Origin of the sequence: Sutcliffiella horikoshii (assembly GCF_021991925.1) — a bacterium.
Classification (GTDB): domain Bacteria; phylum Bacillota; class Bacilli; order Bacillales; family Bacillaceae_I; genus Sutcliffiella_A; species Sutcliffiella_A horikoshii_F.
Genome location: NZ_RXZI01000005.1, coordinates 188341 through 214078 on the forward strand (window position 1 = coordinate 188341; position 25738 = coordinate 214078).

Below are 25738 nucleotides of genomic sequence, written 5' to 3' on the forward strand. Positions count from 1 at the left end.
ATATGGACTTTTAGAGAGATTTATAACTGTTTTTCGTCAAAAAAAGTAATTAAATTTCACTATTTGAAATTTTTAGATTGTTTTGATAAATCGTAAGACCTATAGTATAAAAAGAAAGTTTCACTGGAGGTGAGAACTTCATTGATAAGTAACACAACTAATTTTGAAAGCGATTACAAGTAATTGACTCATACATAAAAGGGGGAAATGTGATGGGAATTAGAACAGGTGAGCAATACATTAACGCTTTGAAATCCAGAAAGCCAGAGGTCTGGCTTGGGGGGAGAAAAGTGGAGGATTTGTATAACGAAGATGTATTCAAACAGCCGATTCATGAAATTGCCAAACTTTATGATCTCCAGTTTGACCCGGAATACCAGGACAAAATTACCCATGTTTGTGCAGAAACAGGGGAACGGGTAAACAATGCATTCCTCGTTCCAAGATCGCAGGAAGATCTTATGGCCCGCAGCAGATTATTTGAAGCGTATGCCAGAGCAACATTCGGCCTGATGGGAAGAACCCCTGATTTCTTGAATGTAGTGGTTACCTCCATGGCAAGCAACTCTTGGTTCTTGGATAAATATAATCCGGATTGGTCGGTGAATATCAGAAACTATTACCGCCATATCAGGGATAATGATCTGTTTTTAACACACGCCATCATTAATCCACAGAATGATAGAAGTAAAGCTTCCTATGAACAAAAGGATTTGTTTACCCACTTAGGGACGGTAAAAGAAACGAAGGGTGGATTAGTTGTCAGAGGTGCGAAAATGTTGGCTACATTGGCTCCTATTACAGACGAAGTAATCATCTATTCCTTCCCTGGCTTTCAAGCTGGAGACGAGCGTTATGCATTGGCCTTTGCGATTCCTATCGATACACCTGGTTTACGGATTATCTGCAGAGAACCGATGCAGGATGGAAAGCGGTCCGTATTTGATCATCCATTGGCTTCAAGGTACGAAGAAATGGATGCCATCCTTGCGTTTGATGATGTATTAGTGCCATGGGACAGGGTGTTCATGTATAACAATGTGGAAGCCGCCAATTCATTATATCCAATGACAGGAATTGCTCAGCAGCCAGCTCATCAGTCTGGTGTCAGAGGGTATGTGAAGCTGGCCTTTGCAACGGAGGTCGCGTGTAAAGTAGCTGATTCCATCGGAGTAGATGGATTTTTGAATGTACAAAATGACCTTGGTGAGTTGGTTCAGGCAGTGGAAACTATACGAGCATTATTACGTGTATCCGAATATGAGTATGAAGTGACAAAGGATGGAGAATATCGTCCGGCTCCGGCGCCTCTTGAAACAATCAGAGGTCTATTACCGAAAATGTATCCACGGGCAATTGAAGTGATGCAAATTATTGGGGCGGGTGGCCTGTTAATGTCTCCTACTGGTGCCGACTTCGAAAATACGGAATTGCGTCCTGATTTGGACAAGTATTTCGGGGGAAGGGAAGGGGTGTCAGCAGAAGAACGTGTTCGAATATTTAAGCTGGCATGGGACCTTTGCGGAGAAGCATTCGGACAACGACTATTACAATATGAGCGCTACTATACGGGAGATCCCATCCGAAAAAGAGCGATTTTTTACAATCAGTATAAACGGAAAAATAAATTCAACATGGCTGAACAAGCCCTGGAGGATACAGCAAAAACCGAAATTAATCTCATATAATTTAGAGGAAATTGGCGTTCTTTGTATAAATATTAGAATATTACATATATTCTGATACTTATAGTAGAACTTTGATGGAAAAGGGGCGAAGACATGATATCCTCTGTGCTGAAAGTTACAAAGATTTTGGACTGTTTTACAGGGAATGAGCCGGTTTTGGGTAACCAGGAGATTGCAGAGAAATTGGGGATGAATGTAAGTACGGTGCACCATATTGTCAGTACACTATGCCATGAAGGAATTCTGATACAGGACAGCAGAAAAAAGTATCGGCTCGGCTGGAAATTGCTTGAGTGGAGCAATCACGTCATGTATCAGCAGGAAATCTATAGCGAAGCCATTCCCATTGTGGAGGACCTTGTCAGACAATACAATGGAACGGTCCATATCGGTATGTTTGATGCTGGGGAAGTACGCTTTGTCCTGAAGGTTTCTGCCAAAAATTCAGTGCCTGTTCCTACTTTTGTCGGTGCCAGAAAGCCTGCCTATTGTACAAGTACAGGAAAAATATTATTGTCTTTCAATCCATCATTCATCCAGCCTACTATTTCCAAAGGCCTGTTACAAAGAGCGCCAAATACCATTACATGTGTGAAGAAATTAAAAAAAGAGCTTGAAGAAATAAGAGAACAAGGATATGCCATCAGTAATAATGAAAATGAGTTGGGATTATACGGAATTGCTGCACCGATTCATTCCTATACAGGGCAAACTGTAGCCGCACTGAATATGGTTGGTCCCATTTCCTATATGCAAGGACAGCAAAAGCAGGCGATCATTCAAAGTGTTTTGCGGACATCCAGGCAAATATCAAAAGAGCTTGGTTATATTAGCGCAATTTGATAGCGCTTACAAAATTATGAGGAGGAATTAGATATGGCATTGAAAACAAGGTCTATGAACATTATGAAAGTGATAGAGGACAATAAACATCTTTTAAAGCCGCCGGTTAATAACAAAGTTCTTTGGGAGGATTCTGAATTTATTGCGATGCTACTTGGCGGACCAAACAGAAGAAGGGATTTCCATGTTGATCCATCGGATGAATTCTTTTATCAGGTGAAGGGGGACTGCTACGTTGAATGCATCAATGATAATGGAGAACGTGAATTGGTAACGGTCAAGGAAGGGGAAATGTTTATGCTACCCGCAAATGTTCCCCATTCCCCGCACCGTGTGGCGGATACGTACGGAATTGTTCTAGAAAGAAAACGGGACAAAGGGGAGTTAGAGGACTTTGTTTGGTTCTGTGATAACTGTAATGAAGAAATGCACCGGGTGACGGTTCAATTGACCAATATTGAGACTCAGGTAAAGGGAGCGATAGAGGAGTTTAACGGAAGCGAAGAACTGCGCACATGTGACCATTGCGGACATGTAATGCCAGAGGAAGTAGATGTGTGGAAATGCGAATAGACTTTCATACGCATATCATTCCAAAGGAATTTCCGGACTTTGCCGAAAAATATGGTGGAGACCGCTGGCCGACACTGCATCAGACATGTACATGTGGAGCAAACATCATGGTTGCAGGAAAGGTATTTCGGGAAGTGACCGATCAAGTGTGGTGTCCGCATAAGCGAATTCAGGACATGGATAGAGAAGGTGTGGATATCCAGGTACTCTCTCCCATTCCTGTGACATTTTCATATTGGGCTGACAAAGAGGCGGCGCTTGAAATGGCACAACTGCAAAATGATTTTATTGCAGATACGGTTAAAGAATATCCTGAGCGATTCATTGGTCTTGGAACTGTACCGCTTCAAGATACGGTGGTTGCCATTCAGGAGATGGATCGATGTATCCACGATCTGAAGCTTGCCGGAATAGAAATCGGCACAAATGTAAATGGGGAGAATCTCGATTCCCCTCATTTGACAGAGTTCTTTAAGATGGCAGAAGAGTGGGATGTTCCTCTCTTTATTCACCCTTGGGAAACGATGGCGAAAGACCGTACCCCAAGACATAATTTTATGTACACGATCGGGATGCCAAGCGAGACAGCTCTTGCTGCGGCAAGCTTGATTTGGAGTGGGGTAATGGAAAAATTCCCAAACCTTAGAATCTGTTTTGCCCATGGCGGTGGGTCTTTCCCATATATACTACCGCGCTTGGATAAGGGGTGGGAGGTATGGCCGCACCTCAGGCTTACGACACATCCTCCGAGTCATTATGCAAAGAAGTTTTATTTTGACTCTTTAAACTATGATTCGCTTACTATGAAATATTTAATAGAACGATTTGGTATCGATAAAGTGATTATGGGTTCTGATTATCCTTTTCTGTTACGAGAAATTCCACCAGGAAAAGTGGTAGATGAAATGGAGGACCTGTCAGAAGCGGACAAAAATCTGCTGTTAGGGAAGAATGCTTTGGAATTTTTGAATATAAAGGAGACCGACTATGGAACAAAAGCTGATGACACCAGAGGAAAAGCTGAAACAATTAGGTCTTGAGTTAAAAGATGTTCGGCCGTCAGTCGGTAATTACGTCAGTCATGTCAGAGTGGGGAATTTAATTTTTACCGCTGGCCAGGGAGTCGATCAATATCATGGCAAATTGGGCAGGGAATTTACCATTGAAGAAGGGTACCTTGCTTCCCGCCAGTCGATGCTTAATTTGTTAAGTGTGTTAAAGCATGAGTTAGGTGAATTAAGCAGGGTAAAAAAAATAGTGAAGATGTTGGGCTTTGTCAATAGTACAGAAAATTTCACTGATCAACCTAAGGTGATGAACGGGGCATCTGACTTATTGGTGGAGGTATTCGGTGATAGAGGAAGACATGCCCGTTCTGCAGTAGGCATGGCACAGCTGCCAAACAATACGGCTATTGAAATAGAACTGATTGTTGAAGTTGCAGAGTAAACGACTCCTTCTCTCTCTTGGCTGAGAGGGAGTCTTCATTTTGGGAGCTCTTATCTCAAAGGTAGTGGCTATTCACTGGTGAAAAGTCGGCAATTGGACTTTTTACGGCTTATTTACTCTCGAGCTCACAAGGAGTATGAGTTGGAATCAGAGAAAAGAGCACGCCAGCAAGTAATATAACGGCTAGTTTGAGTATTCGAAGCAGTAACAAGCTTACGAAAACCGTCTTAATGAAAGGGTGGGTTGTCTGATGCAAGTAAAAGAAAGTGTGGATAAAAAAATCAAACCAATAGATTGTCGCCATTTTATTGACGGCGATTACATCGATTCTATTAATTTGAAAACCTTCGATAATGTAAATCCTGCTACAGAAGAAGTGATTGGAAATGTTGCAGAAGGTGGGAAAGAAGAAATTGATAGAGCTGTTAAGGCAGCAAGAAAAGCATTAAAGGGTCCATGGAAAAAGTATACGACCAAGGAGCGATCCGACTTATTAAGAAGGATCGGTGATGGAATATTACAGCGAAAAGAAGAATTGGCTGTCTTGGAATCCATGGATACAGGCAAGCCCTACGAATTGGCACTTGAAATGGACATCACAAGATCTGCCTACAATTTTTACTTCTTTGCTGATTTTTTAACCTCAATGGGAGGGGAATCCTACCAACAAGATAATGTTGCGCTCCATTATTCTATTAGAAGACCGGTTGGAGTCGTTGGGATGATCAATCCTTGGAATCTTCCTTTACTCTTACTGACTTGGAAATTGGCCCCATGTCTAGCGGCAGGAAATACTGCGGTCATGAAGCCTGCTGAATGGTCCCCAATGACAGCCACTGTTTTGGTGGAAATTTGCAAGAATGCGGGTGTACCGGATGGGGTCATTAATCTCGTTCATGGTTTTGGAGCAGATTCAGCAGGGTCTGCATTAACCGAGCATCCTGGTGTGGATGCGATTACTTTTACAGGGGAAACGAAAACAGGATCCGCCATCATGAAAGCGGCAGCTCCTACACTTAAAAAGTTATCCTATGAGCTCGGGGGGAAAAACCCGAATATCATTTTTGCAGACTCCAACCTGGATGAGGTCATTGATACAACGCTCAAATCGAGTTTCATGAACCAAGGGGAAGTGTGTCTTTGCGGTTCAAGAATTTATGTGGAAAGTTCTATTTATGAATCGTTTCTTGAAAAGTTCACTGCCAGAACCAAAGAACTACAAACCGGGGATCCTTTTAACCCTGCTACAAAAGTAGGTGCGGTTATCAGTAAAGAACACTATGAACGAGTCCTCTCCTATATTGAAATAGCGAAAGAAGAAGGCGGGACCATTTTAACAGGTGGAGGCCGACCGGACTCTGTTGATAAAGGGTATTTCATTGAACCGACTATTGTCGTTGGTCTAGATCGACATGCAAGATGTGTCAAAGAAGAAATCTTCGGGCCTGTTGTCACCGTTATCCCTTTTGAAACAGAAGAAGAAGTATTAGAGCAAGCCAATGATACTCATTATGGGCTAGGTGCAACAATTTGGACGAATGACCTTCGCCGCGCACATCGTGTTGCAAGGGAGATTGAAGCGGGAATCATCTGGATCAATACTTGGTATTTAAGAGACTTAAGGACTCCATTTGGAGGGATGAAGCAAAGCGGAATCGGCAGGGAAGGCGGCATGCATAGCTTTGATTTTTACAGTGAATTGTCGAATGTAACGGTAAAACTTTAATCCTAGAAAGGAGTCCAGAAATTGACCATTCAAACGAAAAACCTTTCAGACCTATTATTGAGTGCAGAAAAATCTAGAACAGGTGTGACACCTTTAACGGAAATGAAGCCCGATTTAACAGTGAAAGAAGCATACAACATTCAATTGGATAATATTCAGGTGAAGCTAGAAAACGGGGAAATAATCAGTGGTAAAAAAATCGGACTTACTTCTCTGGCCATGCAACAGCTTCTCGGGGTGAACGAACCCGACTATGGCCATCTCCTGCAATCCATGGAAGTGGATAATAACGGGGTTATTTCTCGAAAGCAGCTTCTCGAACCGAAAGTGGAAGGAGAAATAGCATTCTTTCTAAAAAAAGATCTCAAGGGACCCAATGTGACGGTTGAGGATGTATTGGGTGCTACAGAATATGTAGTTGCTGCATTGGAGATTGTCGACAGTCGGGTGGCAGGTTGGAAAATTAAACTTTGTGACACGATTGCGGATAATGCTTCTTCTGGTCTTTACGTACTAGGTGAAAAAAAGTTGGCTCCACATCAACTAGACCTTAAGAAAGAAAAGATGTCGTTTTATAAGAATGAACAATTAATCAATGAAGGTGCCGGTAAAGCGGCTTTAGGAGATCCCGCCTTTTGTGTCGCTTGGCTAGCAAATAAACTATCTGAGTTCGGAATCACATTGAAAGCCAATGAGGTAATCCTCTCAGGTGCTTTATCTGCGGCAGTAAACGCGGAAGAGGGCGATGAATTTGTGGCTGAATTTCAAACCCTCGGAGAAGTAAAAGTGAATTTTAAATAATGAGTAGATTTCTAGATGTTGATCGGAGCAAAAGACGAAGACTCCAGCGAGAGAGTAGCGACAATGCTGAGAACCCGCAGGCTTGCCGAGGAGACTCGAAGCCTTTTGCGGAGAGCAACAGCGGCTTATAACAGTTTCTTTTAAATAAAGGGGGAATACCCATTGGGGAAAGTGAAAGTAGCGGTCATAGGTTCAGGAAACATCGGTACAGATCTAATGCTTAAACTCCATCGTTCCAAATCCCTTGAACTGACTGCCATGATTGGCATAGATCCTCATTCAGACGGCCTTAGACGTGCAAAGGCATATGGGCATACCATCATCATGAATGGAGTGGATGGTTTCCTAGAAAAGCCGGAACTTGCAGACATACTTTTTGATGCAACTTCTGCCAAAGCACATTACAGGCATGCAGAGGCATTGAAAAATACGGGGAAACATCTAATCGATCTTACTCCGGCAGCTATCGGTCCATTTGTCGTTCCGACAGTAAACCTGATGGAGCATATAAATGAACCTGTTGTAAACATGGTTACTTGCGGTGGACAGGCAACCATACCAATTATTCATGCTGTCAGTCAAGTATGTCATGTGGAGTATGCGGAAATCGTTGCAACCATTGCAAGCAAAAGTGCTGGTCCCGGGACACGCATGAATATTGATGAATTTACCACTACTACAGCCCGTGCCATCGAAAAAATAGGTGGTGCTAAGAATGGAAAGGCCATCATCATTCTTAATCCTGCGGAACCACCAATTTTAATGAGAGATGCTGTATACTGCCAAGTACAAAATTTGAAAGGAAAAGAAGAACAAATAAGTGCCGCGATAACTAGACGTGTTGAAGAGATTCAAGAATATGTACCTGGATATAGACTTCGCACGGAACCGATATTTGATGGAGATAAGGTCAGTATTTTCATAGAAGTAAAGGGAGCGGGGGATTACCTGCCAGACTACTCAGGTAATCTGGATATCATGACCGCAGCTGCAGTTAAAGTAGGAGAAGAGAAAGCAAGTAGATTGGTAGGAAAAAGAATTAAAACAGTTAAAGCAACATAAGAGAGGGGAGGACTAAAGGTTGAGACGTGATGTATGGATTACAGAGGTTGCCCTAAGGGATGGGAGTCATGCCATCAGTCATCAATTTACCGTCGATCAAGTAAAAAGTGTTGCCAAAGCCTTGGATGATGCGGATGTCCCTGTAATTGAAGTATCACATGGGGATGGACTTGGAGGATCTTCCCTTCAATATGGATTGTCACACACAAATGAAATGGACCTGATCAGCGCTGCAACAGAAATTGTTACCAAGGCTAAAATAGCCGTCTTGTTGCTTCCGGGGATAGGTACAATCCAGCATTTAAAAGAAGCCGCAAGCCGTGGTGCAAAAATTGCCCGAATTGCTACTCATGTTACAGAGGCGGATGTGTCAAAGCAACATATTTCTTTTGCAAAGGAGCTTGGCTTAGAAGCCGTTGGTTTTCTGATGATGTCTCATATGGCACCAACAGAAAAGTTGCTCGAACAGGCAAGCTTGATGGAAAGCTATGGAGCGGACGTTGTTTATGTAGTTGATTCTGCGGGTGCTCTTTTACCACATCAAGTAAAAGAAAGGATTCATTGTTTGCGGAACAGCTTGGATATACCTATTGGGTTCCATGCCCACAACAACCTCTCATTAGCGGTGGCCAATTCCTTAGTTGCAATAGAACAAGGGGCAACCAGAATAGATGGAAGCATTCGTTGTCTTGGGGCAGGGGCTGGTAATACACAGACAGAAGTGTTGGTATCTGTTCTTGACAGGCTGAATATCCAAACTGGTATTGATGTTTATAAAATGATGGATGTGGCAGAAGAGATTGTCGCTCCTATTTTGCAGAAGCCACAAGAAATCACGAGGGAAGGGCTATTGCTTGGTTATGCAGGCGTTTACTCAAGTTTCTTGGTTCATGCCAATAAAGCGGCATCACAGTTTAAGGTAGATGCAAAAGATATATTAATAGAATTAGGCAAACGAAAAGTAGTCGGCGGACAAGAAGATATGATTATCGATATCGCTGCCGAGATGGCCAAAAAGACCGTGAAAGCTTAAAAGGAGGATCTATAATGGACTTACTTCAAATTGCAAAACATGTGGCAGATCACCAAAAAAATGGACAAGAGATGGATAAAATCACTCTCACTCACCCTGAAATGAATGTGGAGCATGCTTATGAAATTCAAAAACTAAGCATGGATCAGGCAATAAACAACGGAGACAGGTTAATCGGTTGGAAAATGGGATTGACCAGTAAGGCAAAACAAGTGTCAGTGGGAGTGGAGGAGGCCATTTATGGTAGATTGACTTCTTCCATGGAATTGACGGAACCAACCTTACATATTGGCAATCTCATTCATCCGAGAGTGGAGCCTGAGTTTGCATTTATTCTCAACAAAGAATTGAAAGGAGATCAAATTACAGTTCGTGATGTTTGGATGGCAACAGAATGCATCTTTCCTGCCATAGAGGTCATTGATAGCAGGTATCGTAATTTCTCCTTTACTTTAGAGGATGTTGTGGCTGACAATGCATCATCATCCAAGTTCATTCTAGGCAATCAAGCTTTTTCCCCTTATTTTACTTCTTGGGATAAGGTCGGGGTGACAATGACTAGAAATGGGGAGACGGTTCAATCCGGAGTGGGAGCGGCAGTATTGGATCATCCTGTGAAGTCTATTGTGGAATTGGTGAAGATGCTTCATCGGGAAGGACTTTCCGTCCATCCGGGTATGGTGGTTCTTGCTGGTGGAATTACGGAAGCAATCAATGTCTACAACGGGGATGTAATAGAGGTTCACTACGATCATTTAGGAACAATGAAGTTGAACGTCGAGTTGTAGAGGAGAAGCAATATGCCAATTACCCACATTCATTTGTTGGAAGGCAGAAGTGTCGAACAAAAACAAGAATTGATTCAAAATGTCACTCAAGCCATCACCCAAACCCTCGGAACCACTCCTGAACAAGTTAGGGTGTTGCTCATGGAGATACCTAAAGAAAATTGGGGAACCGGCGGGGTTACAAAGGCACAAACTGATCGGTAGAGCAACTAAGAAGGAGGGACAAAAATTGTTGATTCATGGAGCTGGAAATGTCAGCTTACCAAAAACCATCGTGACGATAGGGGCATTTGATGGTGTACATAGAGGCCATCAAACACTTATCAAGGAAATTGCGCAAAAGGGGCGCAGGCTAAAGGTGCCAAGTGTCGTTTACACATTTGATCCACCACCTCGAGCATTTTTACAAGATGCCCGAACGCTTTCCCCTATACATGAAAAGATAAGGAGGATGCAAGCATTAGGGGTGGATCATTGTATTGTTGCTACATTCAATCAAAAATATTTGCAACAAACTGCGTTTCAATTCATGTATGAACTTCAACAATTGAATCCTGTAGAAGTTGTGGTAGGGAAAGACTTTCGCTTCGGAAAAAATCGTACTGGGGACATATCCCTATTGAAGCAATGTTTTAAAGTAAAAGTTATCGAGCCAGTATTTTGTTCGAATGGAAAAGTCATTTCATCCTCAAGGATAAGAGAGTTGGTCAGCAGAGGAGAAAACAAACAAGCTTTCTCCTTACTAGGTTGGCCCGTTTAATCTGAGTCTAAAGGAAAATAAAGGGGGAGAACGATGAAAAAGGTAAAAAGAAATATAGTCATGATCATGGTCATGTCATTGGTATTGTTACTGACAGCATGTGGAGGAGACGAAGCTAGCGGTAATGAAACAGGGAAGACTTATTCCTTTAAATTAGCACATATTACCCCAACCAACCATATGTGGCATCAGGCTGCGGAAAAATTTGCAGAAGAACTGGAAAGCAAATCCGATGGAAGAATGAAAGTGGAAATCTATCCTGCAAGCCAGCTTGGAACAGAAGCAGATATGGTGCAACAAATTGAGGCAGGATCTGTAGACTTTGGATTGATCACGGCGGCTTATATGAGTTCCCGCTCTCCTTCTTTTGCCGCATGGTTTATGCCATATGCTTTTGAAGATATCAATGCCGCCCATGAAGCAAGGACCTCAGATGTTTCTAAGAAAATTTTGGCTACATTGGATGAGCAAGGTCTTGTTGGATTGGATTATCTATTTGCCGGTCAACGTGTCATGCTGTTTAAAGACAAGGAAGTGACTTCACCAGAAGATATGGCCGGTTTAAAGTTACGTGTTACGCCAAGTCCGCCGATGCAAGATTTTTACCGTTCCGCAGGTGCCTCTCCTGAAGGATTGCCACTTCCTGAAGTTTATGCAGCCGTTCAAACAGGTGTAATAGATGGTATGGATATGGATTTGGATGCTGCAATCACCAATAAATACTTTGAAGTCGTAGAATATGGAGCTGTTACCAACCATATGGTTTGGCCATCGGTTGCCATCGTGAATAAATCCACATTTGAGGGAATGTCTGAAGCTGACCAAAAGTTAGTTCGTGATGCATTGACAGTGGCCACCGACTTTGCAGTAAACACTCGTTCTGGTCAAGAGGAAGAGTTCAGGAAAACGTTAAGTGAAAACGGAATGAAAATCTATGATATACCTGCGGATGCTTTTGCAGATCAGATTGCAGAGTTTGATGCGAAATACAAAGAAGCAGACCCTCTAATTAAAGAATTTATTGAAGCGTATAGAAAATAGGATTTGAAGGGGGAAGTCACGAGATGATGAAAATCAGTGACGGAATAGCCAAAGTCGAGAAATTTCTCGGTGCATTCTTGATGTTGTGCATGGCGGTTATCATTACACTATCAGTTGCCTTCCGATACTTCCTGAACTCCCCCCTGTCATGGGCCGGGGAAGTATCTATCTTTCTATTAATCTGGATCAGCTTTATTGGGGGTAGCTTGGGACTGAAATATAAGTCCCAAGCTTCTGTTTCGATATTCTTGGAGTATGTGCCATTACATATAAGGAAGATAATGATCCTGATTGGTCATCTATGTATGTTGTTCTTTCTACTGATCATTTTATATTATACCTATGCTTGGATACTATCACCCAATGTAGCTTTGCAGAAATCCAGTGGTATTCTTTTACCCATGTGGATACCATATAGCGCAGTCCCAATTGGTCTGACTTGTGCAGCTTTTCATATCTTGACAAATTTACTAGTTGTATTAAGAGAGGGGGAAGTAAATTGACGATACTGGTAATTGTCTTATTTTTTGTATTTTTACTAATCGGTATCCCAATTTCTCTCGTCCTGGGAATGACAACTGTTTTGTACTTCTTACTTGTAGGAAGTCCTGTGCTTCTTCAATCCACACCTATGCGTTTATATTCTGGACTTGAAAATTTCGGTCTATTGGCGATTCCACTCTTCATGCTTGCAGGGGAATTGATGAATAGCGGTGGAATTACGACAAGGCTTGTGAAATTCTCTAAAACATTAATTGGACACGTGAGAGGTGGCCTAGCATATGTGACGATTATATCCAATATGTTTATTGCATCCATATTAGGTTCAGCAAATGCTCAAGCTGCGATGATGAGTAAAGTCATGGTCCCGGAAATGGAAAGAGAAGGGTACAAAAGAGAGTTTTCCTCCGCGCTCACCCTTGCTTCCTCCATTGTCGCCCCCATCATTCCTCCAAGTATGATATTCATTATTTATGGGACTCTCTCTGGCACTTCCATAGGTGGATTATTTATGGCAGGAATAATTCCCGGAATCATTTATGGCTTGGGGTTTATTGGTCTCATCGCTTTTATGGGTTATAAGTACAATTTTCCCAAAAGTGAACGTTCGTCCTTTAGAGAGATCCTGCATCATGGGTTGTATGTCATACCTGCATTAAGTGTTCCATTTATCATTATCTTCGGTATTTTAAGCGGTGCCTTTACCCCGACGGAATCGGCTGCGGTCGCATGTTTCGTCGCGCTGATAGTTGGTATGTTCCTCTACAAGGAATTGAAGCTGAAGAATATTCCAAAGCTATTGATGAACACGGTGATAAGTACAGCCACCGTAACGTTCCTCATTGCGATGGCAAACATCTTTGGCTGGATGATTGCCTTCGAACAAATACCACAACTTGTAGCCGATGGCATGCTAAGTATTTCGGAAAATCCGCTTGTTTTCTTATTGATGGTTAATTTGATGCTCCTGTTGCTTGGAGCCGTTTTAGACGGCATTGCCGCATTAATTATTCTGATTCCTGTATTAATGCCTCTTGTTGTTGCATTTGGGATAGACCCTATCCATTTTGGGGTCATCATCTGTATCAATTTGACCATTGGGCTGTTAACCCCACCTGTTGGCACTGGATTGTTTGTTGTCTCTTCCATTGCGGATGTGAAAATCGAAAAGCTGATAAAGGCTACAACCCCATTTTTGATCATGGGAATTCTTATTCTGGTGATTATCACATATTGGGCGGACGCGGTTTTATTTATCCCGAGGATGCTAGGTTTCTAAGAGGTGGCCGGACCGAATTGGTTCGGTTTTTTTCTTTGTAAAATAAATGAAACCTCAGGAGTCTCCTTGCGTATTTATGTAGAGATAGTTTTTTGGAGGGGGATATCATGCACGATACATATAGAGGGCTTACAAAAGTTCTCTGGGGATTTCTTTTAGTTTTAATAGACATAAACATTGAATATGTAGATATTGTTCCGGATTTTATCGGCTATGCTATGGTGGCATATGGTTTGATGCAACTAGATTTCGAAAAAGAGCGAAATTGGGCAGCGGGAATAGCAATTTTTTCATTTCCTTCTTTTTTTATACCTAATCGTAATTTACTTGCACCGGTTGCTGAAGGGTATTATTTGGAGGATTTATATTTTACCTCCCTTTTGGTCTTACACTTTATATTGATGTATTTTGTCATTACAAGACTGATAAAAGCAGCAGAAAGAAAAGGGGTATTTGATATTGTCCAAAAGGCAAGGTTCAGATTAACCCTTTATGCCACAGCAAATATTTTTATCCTAGTAGCTTCGCCGTTTGTAGTTGTTTATGAGAAAGTCTTGGCACTCCCAGTAATCGCCGTTGCAATTTTTTTATTTGTGATGGAAATAATTCTCTTAATTCAAATCTCTCATTTTAGAAAAGTATTATAGGATAGGAGGAGAGATAAAATGACCTTTGTATGGTTGATGTTGACGGTTGCTTTAGCACTTGTGCTTGTTGACGTGGTAGTACGAAAGGCGTTGAACATTAAGCGTGTCAAACTGACGGATCCAAAAGCAAAAAAAATAGATATGTTGGGCAGGATCCTTTGTGCTGTTATACTTTTTGTGACCTTTCCACCACTTCTTGACAACGGGGTAATTCAGCTAAAATACTTATTTATGATAATGTTTTCGGTTCTGTTTATTTTCCAAGCAATTATTCAATACATCTTTATTAAAGAATCTAAGGAATATATCATCACTTTGTTAATGAGTCTGGTTTTCATTGTTTTTATGTTTAATATTGATTTACTAATTGACCTCTACTCTTAAGTATAATGAATAAAAAAACGAGCCAAGATCATTCCTGGCTCGTTTTTCTTTATCAATCTATTAAAAAAACATGGACGCTCCAGCTAGTAGTGTCGTAATTAGCATAACGCCAATCATTAAATATACGACAACTTTTTGGAATTTGCGGTTCATCATTTGAGTTCATTCACTCCCCATTTATTCTACTATCCCTATTCTACATGGATTTCATTTCTTTCTCAAGTTAGGATTCTAGACGAATAAGGAAGGAATTTTGCACAATAAGTCGAAATGTTATAGAGTCATAGTTAGGGGACATACAACAAGGGGGATTGGCATGATTAAAAATGTAAATCATATTGGGATTGCTGTAAGCTCAATTGAGACAGCGCTTCCATTTTATACAGAGACACTGGGGTTAACTTTTGAAGCCGTCGAACATGTAGCAGAGCAAAGAGTAAGAGTGGCATTCATCAATGCCGGGAATTGTAAGCTGGAGTTGTTGGAACCGACCTCTCCTGATAGCCCGGTTGCCAAATTTATTGAAAAGCGTGGGGAAGGTATCCACCATGTAGCCTTAAGTGTAGAATCCATAGAAGATAGAATTCAAGAAATGATTGAAAAGGGAATCCCGATGATTGACAAGCAATCCCGTGTCGGGGCAGGCGGGGCGAATATCGCTTTCATGCATCCGAAAGCAAGCAATGGCGTACTGGTAGAATTCTGCGAAAAGGCGGCGAAACACCATGACAATTGATATCTATGAAAAAATTAACGAGCTTTATGACAAACGTCGCGAAGTAGAACTTGGCGGTGGAGACGACCGGATTGACAAGCAGCATGAAAAAGGGAAGTTGACGGCTAGAGAGCGAATCGAACTTCTTGTGGATGAAGGGACTTTTGTAGAGCTTAATCCATTTATCGAGCACCGTTGCAATGATTTTGGACTGCAAGGAAAGAAAGGCCCTGGAGATGGGGTCGTTACAGGGTATGGAAAAGTGAACGGCAAACCAATCTATTTATTCTCTCAAGACTTCACTGTGTTTGGTGGAGCCTTAGGGGAAATGCATGCAAAGAAAATCGCCAATGTCATGGATATGGCAGCGAAAAATGGTGCACCGATTGTCGGCTTGAATGATTCCGGTGGAGCGCGAATTCAGGAAGGTGTTCTTTCATTAGATGGATATGGACATATTTTTTACAGAAATTCCATTTATTCAGGTGTGATTCCACAGATATCTGTCATTATGGGACCATGTGCGGGTGGGGCTGTCTATTCACCAGCCATTACAGATTTTGTTTTTATGGTGGAAAAGACGAGTCAGATGTTTATCACGGGACCAAAAGTAATCGAAACGGTAACAGGGGAGAAAATCAGCTCAGAAGACCTCGGCGGGGCAAAAGTACATAACGCGATAAGCGGTAATGCCCACTTCTCCAGTTCATCGGAGGAAGAGGTATTGGCACAGGTACGAAACCTGCTAAGCTACCTTCCACAAAACAATGACGAAAAGCCGGAACGAATTTCTTGTGAACAAGGTGATGACTACCGGCCGGATTTAGCGGATGCCATTCCGTTTGACGCAATCAGACCGTATGATGTTCGAATTGTCATCAACCAGGTGGTGGATGAAGGTTCATTCATGGAGGTTCATAAAGATTTTGCCAAAAACATCGTGGTCGGATTAGCAAGGTTAAAGGGAGAAGTCGTAGGGCTTGTTTGTAACCAACCAAAAGTCATGGCAGGCGGCTTGGATATCGATTCATCCGATAAAGCGTCCAGATTCATACGATTCTGTGACTCATTCAATATTCCATTGATTACATTTGAAGATGTCACAGGATTCTTCCCGGGTGTTAAACAGGAGCACGGCGGAATCATCCGTCATGGTGCCAAAATCCTTTACGCTTATTCGGAAGCGACTGTGCCAAAGCTGACCGTGATTTTACGTAAAGCATATGGTGGGGCATATGTAGCTCTAAACAGTAAATCCATTGGTGCAGACCTTGTATTTGCATGGCCTAATGCCGAAATCGCAGTAATGGGTCCTCAAGGAGCAGCAAACATCATCTTTGCCCGTGAAATCAATGAGAGCGATAATCCGGAAGAGACACGCGCCCAGAAGATTGAAGAGTATCGTGAAAAGTTTGCCAACCCATATGTTGCAGCAAGTCAAGGGATGGTAGATGATGTGATCGATCCGAGAGAGACAAGGGTAAAATTGATTCAATCGCTAGAAATGCTCCGCAATAAAAAGGAAACAAGACCATATAAAAAACACGGGAACATCCCGCTATAATTCATTAAGAAAGATAGTAGGTTGATAAGGGCCTGCTATCTTTTTTTACTAAAAAGGGGAAGAATGGCATGGTTATTCTGGTAAAAGTAAAGCAAAGGGAAGAAGAGGTCCTTCATAATCTTATACAGTTCTATATTTACGAGTTCACAAGATTTAATAAACAAATTCAACTAGAAATGGATGGGAAGTATAAACCATTTAATTTGGAAAAGTATTGGAGTGAAAAAGAGTACCATGCATTTTTTGTTAAATCAGGAGAGGAACTTGCTGGTTTTGCCTTGGTGGAAGAGGGACAGGGAGATGCTCCAAGTGTTATAGAAGAGTTCTTAATCTTGAGAAAGTTTCATGGCAAAGGGCTGGGGAAAATTGCCGCTCAACAGCTTTTTTCTATGTTCCCTGGTAAGTGGGAGGTGCATCAAATTGAAAACAACTATCCAGCCCAGGCTTTTTGGAGAAAAACAATTAAGGAATATACAAGTAACACTTTTACAGAGCGATATGATGAATATAGAAGATCTATTCAAGAGTTCGATACCAATGCTTAGCCATAATAATCAAGGAAATAATCGCTTGATTAGGTTATAATAGGATGGGATTCAAAAAGTAGTAGGAGGAACATACATATGATTAACAGAGACAGACTTGTCGAAGAATTTTTAGAGCTTGTACAGGTAGACTCAGAAACAAAATTCGAAGCAGAGATTTGCAAAGTATTAAAAGAGAAATTCACCGCGCTTGGTGTCCAAGTAGTAGAAGATGATACCATGAATGAGACTGGTCATGGTGCAGGTAACCTGATCTGTACACTTGAAGGCACAAAAGATGGTGTTGATACCATTTATTTCACGTCCCATATGGACACGGTAGTTCCTGGTAAGGGTATCAAACCATCCATTAAAGATGGCTACATTGTGACTGACGGTACGACTATCCTAGGAGCAGATGATAAAGCAGGTCTTGCTGCAATGCTTGAAGCGGTAAAAATACTAAAAGAAAATAACATCGAACATGGAAAAATCGAGTTCATTATCACAGTGGGTGAAGAATCCGGTCTTGTAGGAGCAAAAGCTCTAGATCCAGCTTTAGTAACTGCAAAATTCGGTTTTGCCCTTGATAGCGACGGGACTGTTGGAAACATCATTGTAGCAGCACCAACCCAAGCAAAAGTAAAAGCAACTATTTACGGAAAGACGGCTCATGCTGGAGTTGCACCAGAAAAAGGGATTTCTGCGATAACGATTGCTGCTAAATCCATTGCAAAAATGCCTTTAGGTCGTATTGATGAAGAAACAACTGCAAACATTGGACGTTTTGAAGGTGGCGGTCCAACAAACATTGTCTGTGACCGTGTCGATATACTAGCAGAAGCTCGTTCATTAGTTCCTGAAAAAATGGAAGAGCAAGTGGCGAAAATGAAGGATGCATTTGAAACAGTTGCAGCAGATATGGGTGGCCGTGCGGAAGTAACGGTAGACGTTATGTACCCTGGCTTCAAATTTGCTGATGGCGATCATGTGGTGGAAGTGGCAAAGCGTGCGGTTACTGAGATTGGAAGAACGCCTGAACTACAACGTAGCGGTGGAGGCAGTGATGCCAATGTTATCGCAGGGTTTGGCGTTCCAACGGTAAATCTTGCAGTTGGATACGAAGAGATACACACGACAAATGAAAGAATGCCAATTGAAGAATTGATTAAAACAACTGAACTTGTAGTAAGCATCATGAAGGAAGTAGCAAAATAAAAAATGGGAAAGCTTGGTGAATTTGCCAAGCTTTTTTTTATACCTTGTTTTATAATAGAGAAAAAGGGCGAATAGGAGAAAAGTCATGGAATCCAAAAAACTAGTTATCTTTGAAGCAAATGGAGAAGAATATGGTATACCGGTGGAATATGTGGTTTCCATAGAAAAATTGGGGACAGTCAATGCTTTGCCAGAAATGGAAAGCTATCTAAAGGGAATAACAAAAGTGAGAGACGAGTTAATTCCCGTATTGGATAGTAAGTATGTATTATTTACTGACTACATCCTCAAAGATGACAAAACACGTTTGATAGTGATAAAGACATCAGAACTTTCGATAGGATTATTAGTGGAAGATGCAAAAGAGATTTTGGACGTAAACGAAGAAGCTATTAAAGATCTCTTAGCGTTTCAGTCAACTCCTTATATTAGTGGTATGGTCAATCTTGAAAATCGGTTAATTGCAATTATTGAACCTGATAACTTAATTGGTAGTCTGCGAAATATTCAACACATCAAGGGTGCCCTCGAAACCGCTACGCTTTAAAGTCGATGAAAAAACCATGCTGATATGTATTCAAGACCACTCGTTTCCTCGCGAGTGGTCTTGTTTTAGTACATTAAGCTATTGCTTTTGTATTTAATTTAACGTCAATATTTCCCTGTGTAGCTTTTGAATAAGGACAAACGGTATGTGCCTGTTCTACAAGCTTTTCTGCTTCCGCTTGTGAAACACCACTTATGTTTACATTTAACACAACTGCCAGCCTGAAGCCGCCATCCGTATCTTTACCAATCGAAACTTCTGCAATGACTTCAGATTCAATTTTCTGCCTTGCTTGTCGTGCAACCAGGTTTAAAGCACTGTCAAAGCAAGCGGAATATCCTGCAGCAAATAGTTGTTCCGGGTTCGTCGCGCCTTCTTTTTCCGTTCCACCCAAAGACTTGGGCATAGTAAGTGCCAAATCTAATGTGCCATCTTCACTTTGTATTTTTCCTGCTCTTCCACCTGAGGCTGTAACTTTTGCAGTATAAAGTGCTTCCATGTAATCTCCACTCCTTTTAATTGTGTAAAATTATATTGTGCAAAACTTAATTCTTCCCTATAATAACGTGCAAAAATTATTTAGTCAATTGATAAGTTGTGCAAAAGATATTTGTTTAAGTGATACTGGATAGGTACAATAGTATTATGGATAGATTTAAAGGAGACAGATGAATGGAAAGCAACTTAAGGCTAGAGAATCAATTGTGTTTTAAGATTTACTCGGCAGAAAAAAAGATGACCAAATTATATAGAGCTTATTTAGACGAAATTGGAATTACTTATCCTCAATACTTAGTGCTATTGGTACTATGGGAGCAGGATAATATTTCTGTGAAGGAGTTAGGTGAAAAGCTCATGCTTGACTCTGGGACATTAACTCCAATGCTTAAGCGGATGGAAATAAATCAATTAATTACTAGAAACCGATCTAAAAAAGATGAACGCGTTGTGGTCATATCTCTTACCCAAAAAGGTAAGGAAATTAACCAAGAGGTAGAATGCATTCCCACTAAATTTCTGGAACAAGTATCATTAGATACAAATGATTTGCAAGTGTTAAGCAACCTTTTATCAAAACTGGTAGAAAGATAAACGGCTAACTGTTATCTATTGAGGTATTTAGTGGAAATTAAAAAGGCAAGAAAGTTTAGGATGGATAGTATGAGTGAAAAAATCACAAAAAGACATCGGATTATTTTTCATGTAGATATGAATAGCTTTTACGCATCTGTTGAGATGGCCTATGATCCAGCCCTTAAAGGAAAACCGGTGGCTATTGCTGGAAACGTGGAAGAACGTAAGGGAATTATCGTCACATGCAGTTATGAAGCAAGGGCTTTTGGGGTTAGAACCACGATGCCGTTGTGGGAGGCAAGGCAAAAATGTCCCCAGCTTATTGTACGGAAGCCTAATTTTGATAGGTACAGAAAAAGTTCTCAAGCAATGTTTGAGCTGTTAAGAGAATATACAGATTTAGTTGAACCGGTTTCAATTGATGAAGGATATATGGATGTAACAGATTACTCAGGATCTTTGTCTCCCTTGCAAATAGCGGAGGAAATCCAAACAAGGTTGCAAAAAGAATTATTGCTTCCCTGCAGCATTGGAATCGCCCCGAATAAGTTCCTGGCAAAAATGGCCTCAAATATGAAAAAGCCAATGGGAATTACTATTTTAAGAAAAAGGGAACTTCAAAAAATCCTCTGGCCTTTAAATGTGGGGGAGATGCATGGAGTTGGATCTAAAACTGCAGAAAAACTTAAAACAATAGAAATTGATACCATAGGTGACCTAGCTAAGGGAAATGACTATCAATTAAAACATCTTCTCGGTATTAATGGTGAGAGGTTGAAGAAGAGAGCAAATGGTGTAGATAATCGCCCTGTTGATCCAGATAGTGTATCAGAGTTTAAAAGCATAGGGAACTCTACTACATTACCAAAGGATACGGATGATGAGCGGATGATAGAACAAACCATTGAGAAGCTTGCAGCATCAGTAAGTGCTAGAATGAAAAGAAAATCAGTGCTTAGTCAAAACATTCAGCTGATGATTCGGTATGGCATACATCATACAGTTACAAGAAGTAGAAAGTTATCTAATCCAATAGAATCCGAACCCCAAATAAAAGAAGCTGCCATGTTTTTGTTAAGAAAGCATTGGAATGGAGAACCTGTTCGATTACTAGGTGTCACAGCACAAGAATTGGTTGAAAAAGATGATTCCGTTAAACAGCTAGATCTCTTTACCTTCCAAGAAGATGCCAAACAAGAACCATTACATAAAACCCTTCAGGACCTGGAAGAGAAATTTGGGAAAGGTATTATAAAAAAAGGAATTAAGAATAAAAATACAGCAGATGCTGGGTCAAAGGCTAAAATTACAACAAGTTTTCAAAAGGATTTCTTGGAATAGGAATGTTGAACTGTAAACCATATTGGTTTGCAGTTTCAGACTGTTCACAAACTATAATTTAGTTAGGTTAACTGTTGAAACAGTTGATCTGCGTTGCAGGAGCTTCGCTTTCCGCGGGCGGTCCGGAAGCCTCCTCAGGCTACGCCTTGCGGGGTCTTCCCTGTCCCTTCCTCCCGCAGGAGTCTCTGCTCCTTCCACTGCGATCAACTAGAAACTATCATCATTTTTGGACGTTGTCTATACACTGGAACTATAAACCATAGGTTTGCAGTTTTTTTTTTATGTCTTTAAATGATAAAAAAATGATTAATAATCTGTCCCATAAACTTATATATATAAGGGGAGGAGGATTGCAACCATGAAGAGAATGCGTCGGACTTCCCTTTTAAAAAGTGGGCCATTGCCTATAAAGTACGTATTTTTAATTACATTTATTTTATTTAACATTTTGACGGTTTTCAGTTTGATTATCATTAATAAGAATTTGGAACCAAGCTTAAGGAGTATAGCAGAGACCAAGGCACGTCAGATTGCAACACAAGCCATCAATGATGCGGTTTCAAAAAAGATCGCAGATAGTTTGAATCCCGAGGAATTGATTATAGTTTTGAACGAAGGAACAGATCACGTGGCTTTTGGTACAAATCATAGAGTTGTAAATAGGGTTATTTCCGAGACTACGTTAAGAGTACAAAGATATTTGGATTTTCTAGAGGAAGGTAATTTGGAAGGCCTGGAATCATATAAAAATGATTTGAATATAGATTATGAAGAATCAAAAAAGCAAAACGGTATTGTCTATAATGTCCCGTTGGGGATGGCGACCAAAACGACGCTTTTCTCAAACCTAGGACCAAAGATCCCGGTTCGCTTTGAGATATTAGGAGATGTTATTTCCAATGTTGAAACAAAAGTTATTGAAACAGGAATAAATAATACGGTCATTGAAATCTATGTTAATGTAAGTGTGAAAATGAATATCATCATTCCATTGGTAGAGCAACCGATGGAAATTAATAACTCTGTGAAGATAGGCGATTTGATTATCCCTGGTAAGGTCCCTATGTATTATCAAGGAAGCGGTAACGGTGGTGGAGGGGTTGCACCAGTTATTATTCCTGAAAATCCGGTGGAAGAGGAAAAGAATAATAACTGATTATCCTGTCCTGTGGTGTCCGATCGCAGGACTTTTTTTGTTTTGGACGTCTGGCTTTTTAAGGTAGGCAACCACATCTTCTTTACAAACATCCACGACAGAGCTAATTATATCCAAGTCATTGGTAACTTTATAGGTAATCAATCTTTTTGCAATTTCGAGTGCTGTTTCTTTTGAAGGATAGGAAGTATCAGGATTCATGGTGAGACTCTTCATGAGTATTGATGATATTCTTCATACCTGGAATTGCAATCAGGCTTAGGGAAGTCATAAGGCTGAGCATGAACATAGGGGCATTGCTTGTCTTATCTGTCATCATGACATAAAAAAGGATGGCAAAACCTGAAACGGCCAAAAGTTTTAGAATAACGTAAAAAGAGTGTTGGATTAATTTCATAATTATCACCTCATCAGTATTTAGAACATTTGTTCTGTTTTCATTATAGTCGAACAAACGTTCTAAAAGCAAGTGTTAAATGAAAAAAAAATAACACCTTTATAAAGTGTTATTTTAATAGAGATTTATCCAATAGGGCAGATAGTTCTGATAAGTCTTTTACTGTATAGTTGGCTTCACTATCTTTAAATAATTCAAAAGGATCGATACAAATGGTTTTGCAACCCATAATGGCAGCAGGGAGAATTTCGTTAATATAGTTATCACCCACACTCAACATTTGATTATAGGGGACATGGTGTTGCTTAGATATATATGTAAGACGATCTGTTGTATTTATCGGTTTATTTGCTTCATAGATCTTATCATGGAAAAAAGATGTGAATCCCAACTTTTTCAAAATGACATCACTATCTGTCTGGGGACTATTGGTCATTAAGACTAATGTGTACTTGGTATGCAACTTTTCTAATACTTGGGCAAACTCTTTGAGTGGTTCTAATATAAAGTCATCGGTCATCATATGTTCCCTTGTTTGGAGGAAGGCAGCATATGCTTGTTCACTAGTTAATCCATAGTGCTTCGCAATGGAAACCGGTACCCACCATAAGTCCCCGATACTGAGCATATCGAATAGGTCAAATGAGAGTGAGTCAGGATAATGAGAAGTAAGTTCTTCTTTTGTCACTTCTACTCCTTCCCATGTCCAGCCGTTCGTTACCTTCCCATTAAGATGCGCTAGAATAAGGTCCTTTTTGGCATCATAAACCCTACCAATCTTTAAAGTGTGTGTTCCTTCTCCGACCGCAATGTAGTCTTCCTCAAATAGGGTCTGTTTTTCGAAAGGCAGTTTACCTTTCAGTAGGTTGGCATAGTACTGAAAATGATGGGTATCCTCGTATAAAGTTCCATCGAGGTCAAATACAATTGTTTTTAAATGTTCCATAGCTAGTCTCCTTTTCCGTAATATTATCATTGTACTATATTCCTCCATACTCTTATGGAAATTTCTATAATTGAGTATAATGGAACAAGAGGAGCGGATGAATATGAAATTGACGTTTTTAGGTACTGGATCTGGTGTACCTGCGAAGCATCGAAATGTATCGTCTTTAGCATTACATATAGATGACAAAGAAGGATCCGTGTGGCTTTTTGACTGTGGAGAAGCAACGCAGCATCAAATTTTACATACATCTTTAAAACCAAGGAAGATAACAAAGATATTTATTACACACTTACATGGAGACCATATTTTCGGCTTGCCAGGTCTTTTAAGCAGTCGCTCTTTTCAAGGTGGGGAAACAGCCTTAACGGTCTATGGGCCTAAAGGGGTCAGAGAATATATAGAAACGTCTTTGCGAGTGAGCATGACGCACGTGAAGTATCCTCTTATCATTGAAGAGTTTGATGAGGAAGGATTATTTTGTGACGAAGAGGATTACTATATCGAAGGGAAGAAGCTGGTTCACGGGATTCCTTCTTATGGTTTCCGCATTGTCCAAAAGGATTTGCCTGGAGCCTTATTGATGGATAAGGTCAAGGAAAATAATATCCCATCAGGGCCACACCTTCAATGCTTGAAAGAAGGGAAGCAGGTTACGCTAGCTGATGGGAGAATAGTGGATGGGAAAGATTTCATCGGCCCTCCCAAAAAAGGAAAAGTTATTACGGTCCTTGGGGATACAAGGTACAATGAGACATCGATTGAGTTAGGATTAGCTTCTGATGTTCTTATCCATGAGGCTACGTTTGCAGCGAAGGATGAAATGTTGGCAAAAGAATATTTTCATTCGACGACCATTCAGGCCGCAAAAATCGCCAAGGAGGCAGGTGCCTCGCAATTGTTGCTTACCCATATAAGTGCCAGGTACCAAAAAGAAGAGGTAACGATGTTACTTGAAGAGGCAAGAGCGGCTTTCCCCAACACATTAGTGGTAAATGATTTTGATGTGATTGAAATAAAGTGAGGGATCATCCATGATACAGGGAATCAATCATTTATTATTTTCTGTTTCCGACCTTGAAAAGTCGATTGGATTCTACCAAAGCGTATTTGGTGCAAAACTTTTAGTAAAAGGGAAAAGTACGGCTTATTTTGATTTGAACGGGATATGGCTTGCTTTGAATGAAGAAAAGTATATTCCTAGGGCTGAGATTGAGCATTCCTATACACACATAGCCTTTTCCGTTGATCCATCGGATTTTGATGAAATGACAGAAAAACTTTATCGACTAAATGTCACTATACTTGCGGGAAGACCGAGAGATGAAAAGGACAAAAAGTCTATCTATTTCACTGATTTGGATGGTCATAAGTTTGAATTCCATACTGGGACATTAAAGGATAGATTGGACTATTATAAACAGGAAAAGAATCATATGGAGTTTTTTAATTAGGCACTTTTCTCCAATTCTGTTTCTATTCACTAGTAAAATGTCAGCAATTGGACTTTTTACAGGACTTTACAATAATAGCCTTTATATAAGAGGGAGTGATTACTATCGAGGGAATCGTTCTTTTTGGTTTCTGTATTACATTTATGTTACAAATGTTACGAAGGTGGAGGATAAACTAGATAACCATTGTTATCCTGAATGATTTTAGAAGGGAAATAACCTCTTTT

At 40.6% G+C, this 25738-nt stretch carries 32 protein-coding genes; 27 read left to right on the top strand and 5 right to left on the bottom strand.

Going from position 1 to position 25738, the window contains the following annotated elements; genetic code table 11:
* Nucleotides 1–212 precede the first annotated feature (212 nt).
* From EKQ44_RS14515 to EKQ44_RS14595, 17 genes are all read left to right on the top strand, one after another.
* Nucleotides 213–1688, top strand: a complete 1476-nt coding sequence (locus tag EKQ44_RS14515) for a 4-hydroxyphenylacetate 3-hydroxylase family protein (RefSeq protein WP_237664261.1) — start codon at nt 213–215, stop codon at nt 1686–1688.
* A gap of 93 nt (nt 1689–1781) precedes the next feature.
* Complete coding sequence (locus EKQ44_RS14520; protein ID WP_237664262.1) at nt 1782–2531, top strand: IclR family transcriptional regulator; 750 nt, start codon at nt 1782–1784, stop codon at nt 2529–2531.
* A 33-nt stretch (nt 2532–2564) separates the two neighbouring features.
* Nucleotides 2565–3104, top strand: coding sequence for a 3-hydroxyanthranilate 3,4-dioxygenase (locus EKQ44_RS14525; RefSeq protein ID WP_237664263.1), 540 nt, complete (start codon nt 2565–2567; stop codon nt 3102–3104).
* Entirely contained in the window at nt 3095–4144 is a 1050-nt protein-coding gene (locus tag EKQ44_RS14530) for an amidohydrolase family protein (protein WP_237664345.1), read from the top strand. Before EKQ44_RS14525 ends, EKQ44_RS14530 begins: the two co-directional genes overlap by 10 nt.
* Nucleotides 4092–4553, top strand: coding sequence for a RidA family protein (locus EKQ44_RS14535; RefSeq protein WP_237664264.1), 462 nt, complete (start codon nt 4092–4094; stop codon nt 4551–4553). Before EKQ44_RS14530 ends, EKQ44_RS14535 begins: the two co-directional genes overlap by 53 nt.
* Nucleotides 4554–4803: 250 nt before the next feature.
* A complete protein-coding gene (locus EKQ44_RS14540) occupies nt 4804–6279 on the top strand; it encodes an aldehyde dehydrogenase (RefSeq protein WP_237664265.1) in 1476 nt (491 codons plus the stop codon).
* 21 nt (nt 6280–6300) lie between these two features.
* Nucleotides 6301–7080, top strand: coding sequence for a 2-keto-4-pentenoate hydratase (locus EKQ44_RS14545; RefSeq protein ID WP_237664266.1), 780 nt, complete (start codon nt 6301–6303; stop codon nt 7078–7080).
* A gap of 162 nt (nt 7081–7242) precedes the next feature.
* Complete coding sequence (locus EKQ44_RS14550; protein WP_237664267.1) at nt 7243–8142, top strand: acetaldehyde dehydrogenase (acetylating); 900 nt, start codon at nt 7243–7245, stop codon at nt 8140–8142.
* A gap of 19 nt (nt 8143–8161) precedes the next feature.
* On the top strand, nt 8162–9175 hold the full coding sequence (gene dmpG, locus EKQ44_RS14555; protein ID WP_237664268.1) for a 4-hydroxy-2-oxovalerate aldolase: 1014 nt from the start codon (nt 8162–8164) through the stop codon (nt 9173–9175).
* A gap of 14 nt (nt 9176–9189) precedes the next feature.
* A complete protein-coding gene (locus EKQ44_RS14560) occupies nt 9190–9963 on the top strand; it encodes a 2-keto-4-pentenoate hydratase (RefSeq protein ID WP_237664269.1) in 774 nt (257 codons plus the stop codon).
* A 12-nt stretch (nt 9964–9975) separates the two neighbouring features.
* Entirely contained in the window at nt 9976–10167 is a 192-nt protein-coding gene (locus EKQ44_RS14565) for a 2-hydroxymuconate tautomerase (protein WP_237664270.1), read from the top strand.
* A 25-nt stretch (nt 10168–10192) separates the two neighbouring features.
* Complete coding sequence (locus EKQ44_RS14570; RefSeq protein ID WP_237664271.1) at nt 10193–10723, top strand: FAD synthetase family protein; 531 nt, start codon at nt 10193–10195, stop codon at nt 10721–10723.
* Between the two features lie 33 nt (nt 10724–10756).
* Entirely contained in the window at nt 10757–11764 is a 1008-nt protein-coding gene (locus EKQ44_RS14575; protein ID WP_237664272.1) for a TRAP transporter substrate-binding protein, read from the top strand.
* Nucleotides 11765–11787: 23 nt separating this feature from the next.
* Nucleotides 11788–12267, top strand: a complete 480-nt coding sequence (locus EKQ44_RS14580) for a TRAP transporter small permease (protein WP_237664273.1) — start codon at nt 11788–11790, stop codon at nt 12265–12267.
* Complete coding sequence (locus EKQ44_RS14585; RefSeq protein ID WP_237664274.1) at nt 12264–13544, top strand: TRAP transporter large permease; 1281 nt, start codon at nt 12264–12266, stop codon at nt 13542–13544. The genes EKQ44_RS14580 and EKQ44_RS14585 overlap by 4 nt, the downstream gene beginning before the upstream one ends.
* Nucleotides 13545–13651: 107 nt before the next feature.
* Entirely contained in the window at nt 13652–14191 is a 540-nt protein-coding gene (locus tag EKQ44_RS14590) for a hypothetical protein (RefSeq protein WP_237664275.1), read from the top strand.
* Nucleotides 14192–14209: 18 nt separating this feature from the next.
* On the top strand, nt 14210–14575 hold the full coding sequence (locus EKQ44_RS14595; protein ID WP_237664276.1) for a DUF4181 domain-containing protein: 366 nt from the start codon (nt 14210–14212) through the stop codon (nt 14573–14575).
* A 60-nt stretch (nt 14576–14635) separates the two neighbouring features.
* Here the strand turns inward: EKQ44_RS14595 and prli42 are convergent, their stop codons facing one another.
* On the bottom strand, nt 14636–14731 hold the full coding sequence (prli42, locus tag EKQ44_RS14600; RefSeq protein WP_010194162.1) for a stressosome-associated protein Prli42: 96 nt from the start codon (nt 14729–14731) through the stop codon (nt 14636–14638).
* Nucleotides 14732–14891: 160 nt separating this feature from the next.
* Here prli42 and mce point away from each other — a divergent pair, with 160 nt between their 5' ends.
* The 5 genes from mce (at nt 14892) to EKQ44_RS14625 (ending at nt 19143) form a co-directional block, all read left to right on the top strand.
* A complete protein-coding gene (mce, locus tag EKQ44_RS14605) occupies nt 14892–15311 on the top strand; it encodes a methylmalonyl-CoA epimerase (RefSeq protein WP_237664277.1) in 420 nt (139 codons plus the stop codon).
* Nucleotides 15307–16854, top strand: a complete 1548-nt coding sequence (locus tag EKQ44_RS14610; protein WP_414491327.1) for an acyl-CoA carboxylase subunit beta — start codon at nt 15307–15309, stop codon at nt 16852–16854. The genes mce and EKQ44_RS14610 overlap by 5 nt, the downstream gene beginning before the upstream one ends.
* A gap of 68 nt (nt 16855–16922) precedes the next feature.
* Complete coding sequence (locus EKQ44_RS14615; protein WP_237664279.1) at nt 16923–17399, top strand: GNAT family N-acetyltransferase; 477 nt, start codon at nt 16923–16925, stop codon at nt 17397–17399.
* Nucleotides 17400–17477: 78 nt separating this feature from the next.
* A complete protein-coding gene (locus EKQ44_RS14620) occupies nt 17478–18596 on the top strand; it encodes a tripeptidase T (RefSeq protein WP_237664280.1) in 1119 nt (372 codons plus the stop codon).
* Between the two features lie 85 nt (nt 18597–18681).
* On the top strand, nt 18682–19143 hold the full coding sequence (locus tag EKQ44_RS14625; RefSeq protein WP_237664281.1) for a chemotaxis protein CheW: 462 nt from the start codon (nt 18682–18684) through the stop codon (nt 19141–19143).
* A gap of 73 nt (nt 19144–19216) precedes the next feature.
* Here the strand turns inward: EKQ44_RS14625 and EKQ44_RS14630 are convergent, their stop codons facing one another.
* Nucleotides 19217–19642: an organic hydroperoxide resistance protein gene (locus EKQ44_RS14630; RefSeq protein WP_237664282.1), complete on the bottom strand. Its 426-nt coding sequence runs from the start codon at nt 19640–19642 to the stop codon at nt 19217–19219.
* 173 nt (nt 19643–19815) lie between these two features.
* Between EKQ44_RS14630 and EKQ44_RS14635 the strand changes: the two genes are divergently transcribed.
* From EKQ44_RS14635 to yunB, 3 genes are all read left to right on the top strand, one after another.
* A complete protein-coding gene (locus tag EKQ44_RS14635; RefSeq protein ID WP_237664283.1) occupies nt 19816–20235 on the top strand; it encodes a MarR family winged helix-turn-helix transcriptional regulator in 420 nt (139 codons plus the stop codon).
* A gap of 69 nt (nt 20236–20304) precedes the next feature.
* Nucleotides 20305–21558 (top strand): DNA polymerase IV, encoded by a 1254-nt coding sequence (locus tag EKQ44_RS14640; RefSeq protein ID WP_237664284.1) that lies wholly within the window; start codon nt 20305–20307, stop codon nt 21556–21558.
* 358 nt (nt 21559–21916) lie between these two features.
* Complete coding sequence (gene yunB, locus EKQ44_RS14645; RefSeq protein WP_237664285.1) at nt 21917–22714, top strand: sporulation protein YunB; 798 nt, start codon at nt 21917–21919, stop codon at nt 22712–22714.
* Here yunB and EKQ44_RS14650 read toward each other — a convergent pair whose 3' ends face one another.
* The 3 genes from EKQ44_RS14650 to EKQ44_RS14660 all read right to left on the bottom strand — a co-directional run bounded on the left by EKQ44_RS14650 (nt 22715) and on the right by EKQ44_RS14660 (nt 24057).
* A complete protein-coding gene (locus EKQ44_RS14650) occupies nt 22715–22915 on the bottom strand; it encodes a hypothetical protein (protein WP_237664286.1) in 201 nt (66 codons plus the stop codon).
* Entirely contained in the window at nt 22905–23111 is a 207-nt protein-coding gene (locus EKQ44_RS14655; RefSeq protein ID WP_237664287.1) for a hypothetical protein, read from the bottom strand. The genes EKQ44_RS14650 and EKQ44_RS14655 overlap by 11 nt, the downstream gene beginning before the upstream one ends.
* Nucleotides 23112–23220: 109 nt before the next feature.
* Nucleotides 23221–24057 carry an HAD family hydrolase gene (locus tag EKQ44_RS14660; RefSeq protein WP_237664288.1) on the bottom strand — a complete coding sequence of 279 codons (837 nt, stop codon included), beginning with the start codon at nt 24055–24057 and terminating at the stop codon, nt 23221–23223.
* 103 nt (nt 24058–24160) lie between these two features.
* On the opposite strand from EKQ44_RS14660, the gene rnz reads away from it, so the two are divergent.
* Nucleotides 24161–25081 (top strand): ribonuclease Z, encoded by a 921-nt coding sequence (rnz, locus tag EKQ44_RS14665; RefSeq protein ID WP_237664289.1) that lies wholly within the window; start codon nt 24161–24163, stop codon nt 25079–25081.
* Nucleotides 25082–25091: 10 nt separating this feature from the next.
* On the top strand, nt 25092–25511 hold the full coding sequence (gene fosM / locus EKQ44_RS14670) for a FosM family fosfomycin resistance protein (protein WP_237664290.1): 420 nt from the start codon (nt 25092–25094) through the stop codon (nt 25509–25511).
* Nucleotides 25512–25738: the final 227 nt, after the last annotated feature.